This window comes from Photobacterium kishitanii (assembly GCF_000613045.3).
In the GTDB taxonomy this organism is placed as follows: Bacteria; Pseudomonadota; Gammaproteobacteria; order Enterobacterales; family Vibrionaceae; genus Photobacterium; species Photobacterium kishitanii.
Map to the genome: position 1 here is coordinate 3235138 of NZ_LN794352.1, position 14473 is coordinate 3249610.

Below are 14473 nucleotides of genomic sequence, written 5' to 3' on the forward strand. Positions count from 1 at the left end.
ACTGACCGCCATAGGAGCTTACTATGAGTAAAGGATTAATCTGGGTTGTTGATGATGACAGCTCTATTCGCTGGGTATTAGAACGCACCTTAACCAATGCCGGAATGAAATGTGAAACCTTTGCTGACGCCGATAGCGTGTTAGCAGCATTAGAGCGCAGTGTGCCTGATGTATTAGTGTCTGACATTAAAATGCCCGGCACCGATGGTTTCACGCTTCTCAAAGAGCTGCAGCAAGATTACGCTACCTTACCAGTTATTATTATGACCGCCCATTCAGATCTCGATGCAGCGGTTAATGCCTATCAACGTGGCGCATTTGAGTATCTTCCCAAGCCGTTTGATATTGATGAAGCGGTAACGTTAGTTGAACGCGCACTCAGTCATAGCCAAGAACAAAAACGCCACCAACAACCCGTCGCTGAGGCTAAACATGCACCAGAAATCATTGGTGAAGCACCAGCTATGCAAGAAGTGTTTCGAGCCATTGGCCGCTTATCTCGCTCATCAATTTCAGTATTAATCAATGGTGAATCTGGTACAGGTAAAGAGTTAGTCGCCCATGCACTCCATCGCCATAGTCCTCGCAGTAATAACGCTTTTATTGCACTCAATATGGCGGCAATTCCCAAAGATTTAATTGAGTCAGAATTATTTGGTCATGAAAAAGGCGCTTTTACGGGGGCGAATAGTGTCCGTCAGGGGCGATTTGAACAAGCTAATGGTGGCACCTTATTTCTCGATGAAATTGGTGATATGCCATTAGATATCCAAACGCGATTGTTACGGGTATTAGCAGATGGTCAATTTTATCGCGTCGGTGGTCATGCGCCAGTAAATGTCGATGTGCGTATTATTGCGGCTACTCACCAGCATCTTGAACGGCTTGTGGCTGCAGGAGATTTCCGTGAAGACTTATTCCATCGCCTCAATGTTATTCGAGTCCATTTACCATCGCTAAAAGATCGCCGCCAAGATATTCCCCAACTGGCACACCACTTTTTACAGCGTGCGGCTGATGAATTAAGTGTGGAAGTGAAATCTTTACATCCACAAACGGCAGAAAAACTAACTCAATTGCCGTGGCCAGGTAATGTGCGTCAATTGGAAAATATCTGTCGTTGGTTAACGGTAATGGCGAGCGGTAATGAAATATTGCCATCGGATTTACCGCCAGAAATCACAGATATCACCACTGCCACTCATACCTCTACCCAACCTCAACATTGGCATCAGGGCTTACAGCAATGGGCCCAACAAGCGCTACAACAAGGTGAAACAGAATTATTAGCTGAGGCGCTACCGCAGTTTGAAAAAATTCTTCTTGAAACCGCATTGCTTCATACTCATGGTCATAAACAAGAAGCAGCAAAATTACTTGGTTGGGGGCGTAATACCCTGACGCGTAAGCTCAAAGAATTACAAATCCATGATTAAGTCAAATAGCATCAAAGCTACAATTTGCACCAGCGCACATTTATCTGTAACAGTGATGAATGTCATTTAGTGATTGCGTATACTGCGTTCATCTTTAACTTCGGGAAGTATAATAATCATGATTAACAAAGATCTTCCACTAACGGATATCCACCGCCACCTTGATGGTAATATTCGTCCACAAACGATCTTAGAATTAGGTCAGCACTTTAATATTGCCTTGCCTGCAACAGAGATTGAAGCATTACGTCCACATGTACAAATTGTTGAAGCTGAGCCTAGCCTAGTGGCTTTTCTGAGTAAATTAGATTGGGGTGTAGCAGTATTAGGTGATTTAGATGCGTGTCGTCGCGTTGCTTATGAAAACGTTGAAGACGCACTTAACGCGCAAATTGATTATGCTGAACTGCGCTTTTCACCGTACTACATGGCGATGAAACACAACTTACCCGTTGCTGGTGTAGTCGCAGCCGTAGCTGATGGCGTTGCTGCTGGCTGTCGTGATTTTGGCGTTAAAGCCAATCTAATCGGCATTCTAAGTCGTACTTTTGGCACTCAAGCTTGCCAACAAGAACTAGACGCACTGCTAAGCCATAAAGACCAATTGGTTGCAATTGATCTTGCTGGTGATGAATTGGGCCAACCTGGCACTCAATTTATATCGCACTTTAAACAAGTCCGCGATGCAGGATTACAGATCACAGTTCATGCGGGAGAAGCGGCAGGACCAGAAAGCATGTGGCAGGCGATTAATGAGCTTGGTGCAGTACGTATTGGTCACGGTGTAAAAGCAGTTAATGATCCTAAACTGATGGATTACTTGGCAGAGCACCGCATTGGTATTGAATCTTGTATTACTTCAAATATTCAAACCAGTACCGTTGCTAACATTGCCCAGCACCCAGTTAAAGCATTCCTTGAGCATGGTATCCTCGCCTGTTTGAATACAGATGATCCAGCAGTTGAAGGGATTGAACTGCCTTACGAATATGAAGTCGCTGCGCCAAAGGCTGGCCTAAGTAACGCTCAAATTCGTCAAGCGCAAATCAACGGGCTTGAGCTAGCATTCTTATCTGCGGCAGAAAAGCAGGCATTACGTGATATTGCCAACAAGCGTGGCTAATTGCAGTTCATTATAGCCACCAGCAAGACACAAAATAAAACGCCTCGGTTTCACGTGAAACCGAGGCGTTTTTTATAACCGTTTTCGTGAAGATTAGATAACGCGGGAGAACTGTTGCTGACGAGCACGATCTCGCAGATATTTATCAAAACACATACAAATATTACGAATCAATAATCGACCTTTAAGCTCAACATGGATAATGTTTTTATCCACCGTCACTAATTCATCATTAATAAATGTCGTTAATAACTGTAAGTCTTCGCTAAAGTAGCTATCAAAATCAATATTAAATTCAGTTTCAATAGCACGCTTATCTAATTGGAAATTACAAATTAGCGCTTTAATCACTTCACGACGTAGTAAGTCATCTGCATCTAAAGTGACACCTTTCCACAATGCCGTCTGTTGTGCGGACATTTGGCTATAATACAACTTCAATTCTTTTTGGTTTTGCGCATAGCAATCGCCAATCATTGAAATAGCTGATACGCCCATGCCGAGTAAGTCACAATCGCCTTGAGTCGTATAGCCTTGGAAATTACGGTGTAGAATACCAGCTCGCTGGGCAACGGCTAATTCATCATCCGGCAACGCAAAGTGATCCATACCAATAAATTGGTACCCTGCCTCTGTTAACGTCGCAATGGTATCTTGCAGAATCGCTAATTTTTCAGTGGCAGACGGTAATTGATCTTCATGAATTTTACGCTGAGCAGCAAACAAGGTCGGCATGTGGGCATAGTTAAATACTGATAATCGTCCCGGCTTCATGGTCAACACTTGCTGTAGTGTTTCCGCAAACAATGCTTTAGTTTGTAATGGTAACCCATAAATTAAGTCAAGGTTAGTTGAGCGGTAACCTAACTCACGCGCCCGCTGCACCATCGCAAAAATAAACGCTTCATCTTGCTCACGGTTAACTAACTTCTGCACATCTTTATTAAAATCTTGTACCCCAATACTTAATCGGTTAAAACCTTCACTACGCAAGTGATCAAGAATATCAAGTTCAATTTCTCGCGGATCAACCTCAATACTAATTTCAGCATCGGTATCAAAGTTAAACGCATTACGTAAAGCAGTCATTAAACGACTAATTTGTGCTGCGGTTAAGAATGTTGGTGTGCCACCGCCCCAGTGCAACTGACTCACTTGACGATCACCAAGCAAGGTCGCGCGTTGCTTAATCTCTTGCTCAAGCACATCTAAATATTGATCAGCTTTATGTTGGTGGCGAGTAATGATTTTATTACAACCACAGTAATAACAAAGCTTATGACAAAATGGGATATGAATATAAAGCGATAACTTACGATCAGGATATTGCTGACATGCCATCTCAAATTCAGCAGAAGTAAATGCTTGATTAAATTCTAGTGCGGTCGGGTAAGAAGTATAACGAGGGCCTGAATAATTATATTTTTCAATCAGGGCCTGATCCCAAATAATCTGCTCATTTGACATGACATTGTTCCAATGTGGTGAGTATGTAATAAATAGAGTGTGTCACCGTTTTACTAAAAGTAAAACCTATCCTTGCTGTTCAATTTACACTCTGGATAAAAATAAACACCGCCAATAAATGGCGGTGTTAATAATTACGATGATAGGTTAAACCTTGGTTGACAGGATAGCATCCAATTCAAGTTTAATCTCAGCCTGTAGACGAGACTCAGCTTTCATACGTTCAAGATCGAACCGCATTCGGCTTTGTTTTTCAATTAGCTGACGTGCATCTCCACGTGGCATATCTTTAACCACATGATACAAGTCAGTTAATGCCGGGTACGTTGCTGCAAAATCAACTTTTTTATCAGCTTGCAACACTTCCATTAATTTATATAACCGAATCGCGCCTTCAGAGATATCACATTGATCTTGCTTACATGCCATTGCGATAATAAAGACACTTTCTAATATATTGTCATTTCTAGCTTTAATTGCTTCAGCCTGTTGCTCTGCAGCACGGGCTAAAAACAGCTTATGCCGTTGTTGCTGCTTATAAAGTTTAGCTAATAACAATCCAGCGTATAGTGCTAATCCAGCCACAATTACGCCACCAATAACAAACAGAAGAGTTATTCCCTGCAACGGTTACTCCTTATCGAAATTATCAAAATCCATGTTTTCAAATTGCGCTAATAAATCATCATCTGAACGAGGTTTAGACTTAGCACTTTGTTTAACAGGTGCTGATGCTTCTTCAACATCATCTAATAAACCCAGTTGCTTCATTAGACGTTCAATACGGTCTAACTTCATATCAACTTGTTTTTGTAGGCCTGCACCTAGTTTTTCACCCGCATCAATGCGATCTAATAGCACCATTAATTGGGCATCATTTTCAAGAAGTGCAAGTTCTTGCTCTGCTGATAAACGGCGCTGTTGCTTAGTTTGTGGTTTTTTAGGCTCAACAATTAGCGGTACTAATTTTTTACTGCCTAAACGTGGATCTTTTTTCTGACCGCCGTTACGCTGCTTATTATCTTCAACAGCAGAATGACGACTACCTGATTTTAGACCTTTACGCTTCTTCGCTTTTTGGCGTTCACGAGTCTCAATATCAACTTTACTATTTGATTTTTCACGGTATACAGCAGGGCCTTCAGAACCTACGGTACGTGCTCTTTTCTTACGGGTCATTACTGGGGTTTCCTCAGCAAAATCACATCATTTCCAACAAACTCAACTTCAAGACCATCACGTTGAGCTAAAAAGCAAAACGTATCATGGCTAAAAAAGCTGACATGGGTTGGGTCGTTCTTATAGTACCAATGCTCAAAAGCATCAGTGTCGGTTACTAGTTTAGTCATGATCCCAAGCCAACCGCCGGGTTTGACTAAACGTAGCAACAGCCCCCATTCCTTCGCAGGCTGATAAAAATGCTCGATTGCTTCTGTGCAAGTAACAAAATCATACTGACCCTCTAATACTACGGATTGTGCCGCAAAATAGGGATCGTAGATCGTCATAGTATACCCCATTTCTGCCAACATCACTGACAAGGTCGGCCCAGGGCCACTACCAAAATCCAACCCAGATAAAGGTGGTGATGATAATCGTGTCGCCAATGGAGTGGCTAATCGCCCTAAAAATTGTCGGTAGCCGATATCATTCGGATTATTCCGATGTTGGTCATAGACTAATTTTTCTTGAGACGACGTTAAATGAGTTGTCGGATCGGCATAAATTAATGCACATTGTAAACAGCGAAAATAATCACGATTAGTATCTGCCACTAACCAAGTATTATCGTTGCTACCACAAAGTGGACATCTATCCATTGTCTTCTCCACAACGACTGAATGTTTACGAACAGCAGCAGCGGTGTAAAATCGAGCGGGCTATTCTATACCCAATTACGGTTAAGATGTAGTTCTGCTGACAAATTGTTCAATTTATTCGGCTATTTGATCGGATTGATAAGCATAATATCACTGCTAAATCATAATGATAATCGTAGTAAAAATCGAAATTTAGACGAAAAAAAAGCGATAGGTCTGCACCTATCGCTATATGGGGTAAGCTATGAGCTTATAATTCTGTCTAGTCTTTCCGTAACTAGTAAGCAACGTCCCGGTTTAACAAATATCCATTTTTTATGATTGCTATCCATGCCAATATTGTTCGTCACTATCCGAGTGAATTTTTGCATCCTAATTACCATTCCATGGTTTAGCAACTTATCCTAAGTTGGCGATTCCTATCGCAATGTTACGCTCCAATAACTATACCACCATCCTTATGCGATACATCATCCTGATGTATCTGAGCTATATTACTATAGCTACCCTCTTTCCATGAGTGTCGACCCTGACTATCCTTACGCTTCCTGCGTCTACCCTAGTCTCCTGACCAGACTTCCTGTGTATCCTTTTGGCTTCACTGCCTAAGCTATCCTAGCGCTTCCTATCCAATGTCGCATTCCTTGTCGACAGGAGTAATTTACCTTAAGCCATCATTAAAACAATGTATCAAGATCACACTTTTGAATGCGTAATAATAGCGACTAACCAAGTCTATGTTCTATAAAATAAAAAAATAATCAGCTACAAATAAAATCATCATTACAGCGCTAATCAATGGTCGATCTCTTACAACATCACTGGCTTATTCGCCGTTATTAAAATATTAAAAAATAGTAATACTAAGCAACCTTAGTGATAATGCTAACAATTCCACCCTTAATGTAAGCCACCAACATAAGCAGAGAGTGCATTAATTTCATTATCAGTTAGCTTAGCGGCAATGGATCGCATCATACTGTTGAGATCATTATTACGAGTCCCTGCTCGAAATTCTTGCAGCTGCAACGCAGTATATTCCGCATTCTGACCTGAAATTTTAGGAAAACCAGCGAGACTGGTGCCGTTACCACGTGGTCCATGACAACTAATACAACCAGCAATCCCCCGCTCGGGATCACCAAAACGATATAATGGCTCAGCAATCGCAATTACAGCTTCAGGGGTCGTATTTGCAGAGATCGGCAATGAGGAGAAATACGCCCCGAGATCCTTCATATCGGTAACTGATAATGCTGCTGTCATTCCTGCCATAACAGCATTACTTCGACCTTGAGCACCACCACTCGTTACGGCAAGTTTATAATCAACAAGCTGTTTCGTTAAATAATCAGCATGTTGACCTGCCAATTTAGGATACTGTGCAATAACCGCATTGCCATCATTACCATGACAAGCAACACAAGTAGCAGCCTTTAATTTACCAGCATTGATATCGCCTTGTGCCCAGGCCGAATAACTCGCAACGAGTGTGAATATTAAGACTAATTTTTTCATAAAATTCCATTTATAATTATAGGGCTTCCGTACCACAAGTAATGCTTAGTGACATGGTATACAATACGACCATAAACCAAACACGGTTTAATATATCTTAGACAATTTCACAAAAAAGCGCTCATTTACAATGTGAGGGCTTGACGGAGTTAACAGTGAATCAACCTCTCAACTATAGAAATACCAGTTTTATTACAAGTGCACCGGATATTCGTCACTTGCCACAAGATGTCGGCGTTGAGATCGCATTTGCTGGTCGCTCCAATGCCGGTAAATCAAGTGCACTAAATCGCCTAACCGATCAAAAAGGTTTGGCTCGTACTTCTAAAACTCCTGGCCGTACTCAATTAATCAACATGTTTGAAGTCATTAATGGCTGTAACTTAATTGACTTACCTGGCTACGGTTTTGCCCAAGTACCACTCGAGCTAAAATTAAAATGGCAAAAAGCATTAGGTGAATACCTTCAGCGCCGTGAATGTTTACAGGGCTTAGTGGTATTAATGGATATCCGCCATCCAATGAAAGATCTTGATCAACAAATGATCAACTGGGCAATTGAAAGTAGCTTACCTGTTTTAGTGTTATTAACTAAAGCTGACAAATTAAAGAGTGGTGCGCGGAAAGCACAAGTACTAAAAATCCGTGAAATGTCGAAAGAATTTGGCGGGAGTGTTCAAGTTGAAGCTTTCTCATCATTGAAAGGGATTGGCGTTGATCAAGTTCGCCGCAAACTGGATGAGTGGTATGCACCAGAGCTTGAACGTCAACGTGTATTGGCAGCTGATGACAGTGAGGTTTTTAATCTCCCTCCTGCAGAATAAAATCCTGACACTGCTAAACAACACTAAAAATCCCCCACCATCATTGGTGGGGTAAATGCAGAGAGAATTTAGAGGTTGTTATTATAATCATTCGAGAATTGATTATTTCATTAACTAATGCAACCGCTGTTACTGTGCTAGATAGCCTTATTTAGTCGTTTTGAGATGCACTCCACCCCCCTCCCCGATTTAAAGTTGTTAATCATATTGATTACAGCACATTATTTTAGTTGAAAAACAAGTTTACTAATTCTTAACAACTTTAAACATTTATGGAATTAAATTACACCATCATTTGTTCAAAAAAAAACCAAAAAAAAAGCCATTCTCAATACCGAGAATGGCTATTTCATGTCTTTGTTCGCCCGCTAGTCATTATAACTAACCAACAAAATAAAATATGAACAAGAAGCTGTTTCTATTATAGCCTGCCAATTCAAAATTTAAAGTATTTACTCTAAAAAATACGCAAACAAATAAACACTAACGAAGAAAAATGACGAATAAAGATAAAGCAATTGATAATAGTGACAAAAAATCGCCAACTTTATTGGTTTCGAATAATAAACAAACACAATAAGAGTATTGATAACGACTAAATAGCCATAAAAAAGTAAGCTTAGGCAGCGCATATAGCGAGGATAAATTTTGCTTTGGTACAATAAAAAACGCCCCGGTCCAATAAATAGACCGGGGCAGCTGAATCAGCCAAATCCAATAACGTGAAACAAAAGGTCTGAAAGATAGAACATCTTACCTCTGTACCCTACGTTAGTAACTGTATATCAATCACTCAGTTTTTGGAAGTCTTTGTCGTAGTTTTTTTTCATACTTTTGTAAGTAATTTTTACATAACCGTTCTTATTTTTAACAAAAAAAATAGTTGATCTCACGATCAACTATTATTTAATTCATCAATAACAATATTAATTAGTGGGCTTGATCCCAATTATCACCGTAACCAGCCTCTGCAATTAATGGTACAGCTAACGTTGCTGCTTGCTCCATTAATTGACGAACTTTTACCGTCACAGTGTCTAATGCAGATTCCTCCACTTCAAATACTAATTCATCGTGTACTTGCATTAACAAGCTCACTTGACCTTGTGGCTGTTGTTGCACCCATTCATCGACTGCAATCATGGCTAATTTAATAATATCAGCCGCAGTTCCTTGCATTGGAGCATTAATTGCCGCTCGCTCTGCTGCTTTACGACGTAAACCATTACGCGCTTTAATATCAGGCAGATACAAACGACGACCGAACAAGGTTTCAACATACCCCTGTTCTGCCGCACTATTACGCGTGCTTTCCATATACTCTAAAACACCAGGATAGCGCTCAAAATACACATTCATATAATCTTGAGCTTCATTACGTCCCATATCGAGTTGCTTGGCTAAACCAAACGCACTCATGCCGTAAATTAACCCAAAGTTAATCGCTTTAGCGCGTCGACGTTGCTCGGTGCTCACATCATCAATCGCTAATCCTAGAATTTCAGCCGCAGTTGCCGCATGGATATCTTTACCATGACGGAATGCATCCAACAACGCGGGATCACCAGAAAGATGCGCCATAATGCGTAATTCAATTTGAGAATAATCGACTGCCAGAATTTTATAACCCGGCTTCGCAACGAATGCTTGGCGAATACGACGGCCTTCAGGGTTACGTACTGGAATATTTTGCAGGTTAGGCTCACTGGATGATAAGCGTCCAGTAACGGTGCCTGTTTGATGATAAGAAGTGTGTACTCGGCCAGTTACCGCATTAACCATTTTCGGTAATTTATCAGAGTAAGTAGACTTAAGCTTAGCTAAGCCACGGTATTCTAATAATAATTTTGGTAATGGATAATCTAACGCCAACTCTTGCAATACTTCTTCATTGGTTGACGGTGTACCTGATGGGGTTTTTTTAATTACAGGTAATCCCATTTTTTCAAACAGAATCGCTTGTAATTGTTTCGGTGAGCTTAAATTAAACTCTTGCCCTGCTAATTCATAAGCCAGTTTTTCAATCTCATCTAATCGTTGCGCTAATTCTATTGATTGCGATCCAAGCAGCATACTATCAATGTAAACGCCAGTGCGCTCCATACGAGATAACACTGGCACTAACGGCATTTCGATAGTTTCAAAAACTTTTTTCAGCTTTTCATCTGCTGCAACTTTTGGATACAACGCATTATGCAAGCGCAAGGTAATATCAGCGTCTTCTGCAGCATACGGTCCTGCTTGTTCAAGATCGATTTGGTTAAAGGTTAATTGCTTCTTACCTTTTCCGGCAATATCTTCAAAACTAATATTTTTATGCTCAAGGTAACGCAGTGCTAGGCTGTCCATATCATGACGACCAACTACGCTGTTATAAACATAAGATTCAAGCATGGTATCAAATTTAATACCCTGCATATCAATGTCATATCGCGCGATAATACTGGCATCGAATTTTAAATTTTGGCCAACTTTCGCTAAATTTTTATCTTCTAATAATGGCTTTAATTGCGCTAATACCCAATCACGATCGAGTTGTGCTGGCGCATCGAGATAATCATGAGCAACCGGAACATAAGCAGCCTTGCCTTCTTCAACTGCAAATGACACTCCAATTAAGTTAGCGGTCATATAATCAAGACCATCAGTCTCGGTATCAAATGCAAATACATCGGCATTTTTTAATTGAGTTAACCAACGATTAAAGCTTGCCTCATCCAATACGGTTTCGTAACCACTACGATCAATGGTTGGAGCGATGATTTTAGGCTCAGTGGTCGCAGTTGCAGCACTCTCATCCGCGACAATGCGGCCATCACTGCCATCTAACATTTCAGTTAGCCAGCGACGGAACTGTAATTTACCAAACAATTCAGTCAGTGCATCAGTATCAGGCACACCTTTACACAACTGTTCTGGCGCCAGTTCTAGTTCAACATCAAGCTTAATCGTTGCCAATTTATAAGACATATAAGCCGCTTCTTTATTATCAAGCAACTTTTTCGCCATCGTTTTTGAACCACGAAATCCCAATGGCGCAATATCATCAAGATTAGCGTACAAAGAATCTAAACTACCAATACCTGTTAATAGTGCTTTCGCTGTTTTTTCACCCACCCCAGGAACACCTGGAATATTATCAACCTTATCTCCCATTAAAGCTAAATAGTCGATAATCAACTCTGGCCCAATACCAAACTTATCCACAACACCAGCAGGATCCATCACCACATCAGTCATGGTATTGATCAAGGTAACATTTTGATCTACCAGCTGTGCCATATCTTTATCACCCGTACTGATCAACACAGGCATCCCTTGTTTAGATGCCTGCGTCGCCAGCGTGCCGATCACATCATCAGCTTCAACGCCAGAGATCGAGATCAATGGTAACCCCATCGCTTTGATCACTGCATGTAATGGCTCAATCTGTCCTCGAAGATCCTCCGGCATCGGGGGACGATTAGCTTTATATTCAGGATACATGTCATCACGGAATGTTTTACCTTTGGCATCAAAGATAACCGCAATACGATCGGTCGAAAACTGGCGTAGCATACTGCGTAGCATGTTTACTACACCGTAAATTGCACCTGTCGGCTCGCCATCGGAATTAGTGAAATTAGGCGCAGCATGATAAGCGCGATAAAGATAAGAGGATCCATCAATAAGGATCAATGGATTTTCAGGAATCGTAGCCATAAGGTTATTCTTATATCCAAGCAAAAGTAATTCAGGTTAGGTCTATTATCGACCAAATTTATCCCTACACCACAGAAAAAATGCAATGTTTACTAGAATGCCATGCCAAACCGCAACTGTTAACTGCTGTTTTGTGTTATTCATCCATTTTCTGTGGATAACTTTGTTAGTATTTAATTTACACCCGTTGATCGTTTTTTATATAAAAATAAAAATTACCCATGATTGTATTTACTTTCATATACTTAATAAGACAGCTTGATTTAGATCCTTGATCCCATATTGATCATTGATTGTGGACAACCTTAGCTAGATAATCGTAACCAAGCTGATAATAACAACAATATAACTATATTTGATTAGTTAGGATGCCATTATGAAGAAAATTGCAGTAATTTTAAGCGGTTCAGGAGTGTTTGATGGAACCGAAATTCATGAAGCGGTATTAGCCTTATTAGCCATTGAACAACAAGGAGCAAGTTGGCATTGCTTTGCACCCAATATTGATCAACATCTGGTGATTAACCATCTCAATGGTGAGGTAACTCATGAAGTTCGTAACGTTTTAGTTGAATCGGCTCGAATTGCCCGCGGTAATATTACCGATGTCGTCTCTTTAAATATTAATGATTATGATGCGCTGTTGGTACCAGGAGGGTTTGGCGTCACCAATAATTTATCTGATTTTGCTCTTCACGGCAGTGCATGCCAGCTCAATGAAGATGTTAAACAAGCCTGCCAAGCATTTGCTCAAGCAAATAAACCTGCAGCCTATTTATGTATAGCCCCAACCTTGATCCCACAGATCTATGGCCCTGGCGCTAAAGCAACGATCGGTGATGATCCTGATACTGCTGCCGCATTTAATGCCATGGGGGGCGAGCATGTACAATGCCCTGTCGATGATTTTGTTCTCGATCAAAAGCGACGTCTATTAACTACACCAGCTTACATGCTAGCAACTAACATCAGTGAAGCTGCAATGGGAATCAATAAACTGGTACGAGAATTAATAAAATTGGCATAAGCATAATAATGATTATTAAACGCTTAAAAAGAAAAAGCGGCGCACTGTGTTATGCGCCGCGTAGCAAAAGTAGTAATTGGTTTTTAGCCCTACACTAATCGCCATTACCAAGCTGAAGTACACTGGAAGCAATGTGAGCAATGTCGTGCTATCAAGTACCAGAAAAAGCGGTTTCTCTAGCGCTTAAAAGCATGTTAATAATAACCATTCTCAACTAAGTTGCAACACCTAATTGAGAATAAGTTGCATTTAGTTATTAAATTCAATTAAATCTGCTTGGTAAAACCCAACCTATAATCACGCAACTGGCCTTTCTTTTCTATATTTTCAATAGCATAGCCATTTCTAAACAATAATCTCACCATGGCAGGAAAACAGTTACGCGACTTGACGTTAATCGTCGTATATGAAGATTGTGCCATCACCCATGCTTCTTGTGCTTCTAATAATTTTTGCGCAATGCCCAATCCACGACCGCAAGCTAGCACTCCACCAAGCCAGCTATAAAATACCTGTTCAGATAATGCATAACCAACCTTAACTCCAACTAATTGCTGTTGATATTCAGCCACCAAAATCAACGCCGGCTGATGCGCTAATCGTAATCGAATCATCTTGGCATTAATGCCACTATCTAACTCACTGATGCTAGCTAATACAGTAACAGCTTCAGCTATCGTTCCAATACGTACCACTATTGCAGTCATTATTCAGCGTCCTTTGATTAACTTAAAAAAAATCGGCCGCAGCCGATTTTTTTTCAATCCTAAAACCATAATGGTTTATTTACTTACAGTCACAGTATCGCTAAACGGCTGCGGCTTTAACGTGGTTAGCTTATTAATTAAGTAATTAAGTAGTACCCCATATAAAGGCACAAACAAACCTAAACTAATAATTAATTTAAAACTGTAATCCACTAACGCAATTTCAGTCCAATTTTGTGCCATAAATGCATCAGGGCTGTGATAAAACGCAATACTAAAAAATGCGGTCGTATCAAGCGCATTACCAATAATGGTCGATGCTGTGGGCGCGATCCACCACTGTTTCATTTGACGGAGACGATTAAATACCGACACATCCAATATTTGTCCCAACAGGTATGCCATAAAACTGGCAATCGCAATCCGAGCGACAAACAAATTGAACTCAGTAATATGAGCGAAACCTTGATATTGTCCTTTAAAAAACAGCACTGACAACACATAAGACACAATTAATGCCGGCGCCATTACCCGCCAAATAATTTTTCGTGCCATGCCGGCACCAAAAATACGGACAGTTAAATCAGTCGCAAGGAAAATAAACGGAAAGGTAAATGCGCCCCAAGTGGTGTGATAACCAAAAATAGTAAACGGCAGTTGGACTAAATAATTACTTGAAGCGATCACTAATAAATGAAAAGCCACCAAATACGATAAAGCCTTGTGTTGTTGAGCAGAGGTAAAAGCAGTCGTTGTTGTATTAGATATTGTTGCGTTAGATAAAGCAGTCATGTAAGACCTTTTTGTCATTGGGGGGAGGGAACCCAAACATTTCCATTGCAGATGGTA

The 14473-nt window shown here is 40.6% G+C and carries 13 protein-coding genes; 4 read left to right on the plus strand and 9 right to left on the minus strand.

The genetic code is table 11. The features are described from left to right. Nucleotides 1–23 precede the first annotated feature (23 nt). A complete protein-coding gene (gene glnG, locus PPBDW_RS14970; protein WP_036788413.1) occupies nucleotides 24–1436 on the plus strand; it encodes a nitrogen regulation protein NR(I) in 1413 nt (470 codons plus the stop codon). A gap of 118 nt (nucleotides 1437–1554) precedes the next feature. Further along, the gene (add, locus tag PPBDW_RS14975; RefSeq protein WP_036788415.1) at nucleotides 1555–2559 is read left to right on the plus strand and encodes an adenosine deaminase; all 1005 of its coding nucleotides are present in this window, start codon (nucleotides 1555–1557) and stop codon (nucleotides 2557–2559) included. Between the two features lie 93 nt (nucleotides 2560–2652). Here add and hemN read toward each other — a convergent pair whose 3' ends face one another. The 5 genes from hemN to PPBDW_RS15000 all read right to left on the minus strand — a co-directional run bounded on the left by hemN (nucleotide 2653) and on the right by PPBDW_RS15000 (nucleotide 7364). Further along, nucleotides 2653–4026 carry an oxygen-independent coproporphyrinogen III oxidase gene (gene hemN / locus PPBDW_RS14980; protein WP_036788417.1) on the minus strand — a complete coding sequence of 458 codons (1374 nt, stop codon included), beginning with the start codon at nucleotides 4024–4026 and terminating at the stop codon, nucleotides 2653–2655. A gap of 147 nt (nucleotides 4027–4173) precedes the next feature. After that, a complete protein-coding gene (locus PPBDW_RS14985) occupies nucleotides 4174–4653 on the minus strand; it encodes a DUF2489 domain-containing protein (RefSeq protein ID WP_036788422.1) in 480 nt (159 codons plus the stop codon). Between the two features lie 3 nt (nucleotides 4654–4656). Beyond that, complete coding sequence (gene yihI / locus PPBDW_RS14990) at nucleotides 4657–5205, minus strand: Der GTPase-activating protein YihI (RefSeq protein ID WP_036788424.1); 549 nt, start codon at nucleotides 5203–5205, stop codon at nucleotides 4657–4659. Then, nucleotides 5205–5846, minus strand: coding sequence for a methyltransferase domain-containing protein (locus PPBDW_RS14995; protein ID WP_036788425.1), 642 nt, complete (start codon nucleotides 5844–5846; stop codon nucleotides 5205–5207). Before PPBDW_RS14995 ends, yihI begins: the two co-directional genes overlap by 1 nt. A gap of 900 nt (nucleotides 5847–6746) precedes the next feature. Further along, entirely contained in the window at nucleotides 6747–7364 is a 618-nt protein-coding gene (locus PPBDW_RS15000; protein ID WP_036788426.1) for a c-type cytochrome, read from the minus strand. 155 nt (nucleotides 7365–7519) lie between these two features. Between PPBDW_RS15000 and yihA the strand changes: the two genes are divergently transcribed. After that, nucleotides 7520–8188 (plus strand): ribosome biogenesis GTP-binding protein YihA/YsxC, encoded by a 669-nt coding sequence (gene yihA / locus PPBDW_RS15005; RefSeq protein WP_036788427.1) that lies wholly within the window; start codon nucleotides 7520–7522, stop codon nucleotides 8186–8188. Between the two features lie 704 nt (nucleotides 8189–8892). On the opposite strand, the gene spfP is transcribed toward yihA, so the two are convergent. Beyond that, a complete protein-coding gene (gene spfP, locus PPBDW_RS22965; RefSeq protein WP_438616993.1) occupies nucleotides 8893–8940 on the minus strand; it encodes a small protein SpfP in 48 nt (15 codons plus the stop codon). 178 nt (nucleotides 8941–9118) lie between these two features. Next, nucleotides 9119–11890, minus strand: a complete 2772-nt coding sequence (polA, locus tag PPBDW_RS15010) for a DNA polymerase I (RefSeq protein WP_036788428.1) — start codon at nucleotides 11888–11890, stop codon at nucleotides 9119–9121. 376 nt (nucleotides 11891–12266) lie between these two features. On the opposite strand from polA, the gene elbB reads away from it, so the two are divergent. Then, nucleotides 12267–12917, plus strand: coding sequence for an isoprenoid biosynthesis glyoxalase ElbB (gene elbB, locus PPBDW_RS15015; RefSeq protein ID WP_036788429.1), 651 nt, complete (start codon nucleotides 12267–12269; stop codon nucleotides 12915–12917). Nucleotides 12918–13183: 266 nt separating this feature from the next. Here the strand turns inward: elbB and PPBDW_RS15020 are convergent, their stop codons facing one another. Together PPBDW_RS15020 and PPBDW_RS15025 are read right to left on the minus strand one after the other, a co-directional pair. Next, complete coding sequence (locus tag PPBDW_RS15020) at nucleotides 13184–13624, minus strand: GNAT family N-acetyltransferase (protein ID WP_336596014.1); 441 nt, start codon at nucleotides 13622–13624, stop codon at nucleotides 13184–13186. 75 nt (nucleotides 13625–13699) lie between these two features. Further along, entirely contained in the window at nucleotides 13700–14416 is a 717-nt protein-coding gene (locus PPBDW_RS15025; protein WP_054262084.1) for a 7-cyano-7-deazaguanine/7-aminomethyl-7-deazaguanine transporter, read from the minus strand. Nucleotides 14417–14473: the final 57 nt, after the last annotated feature.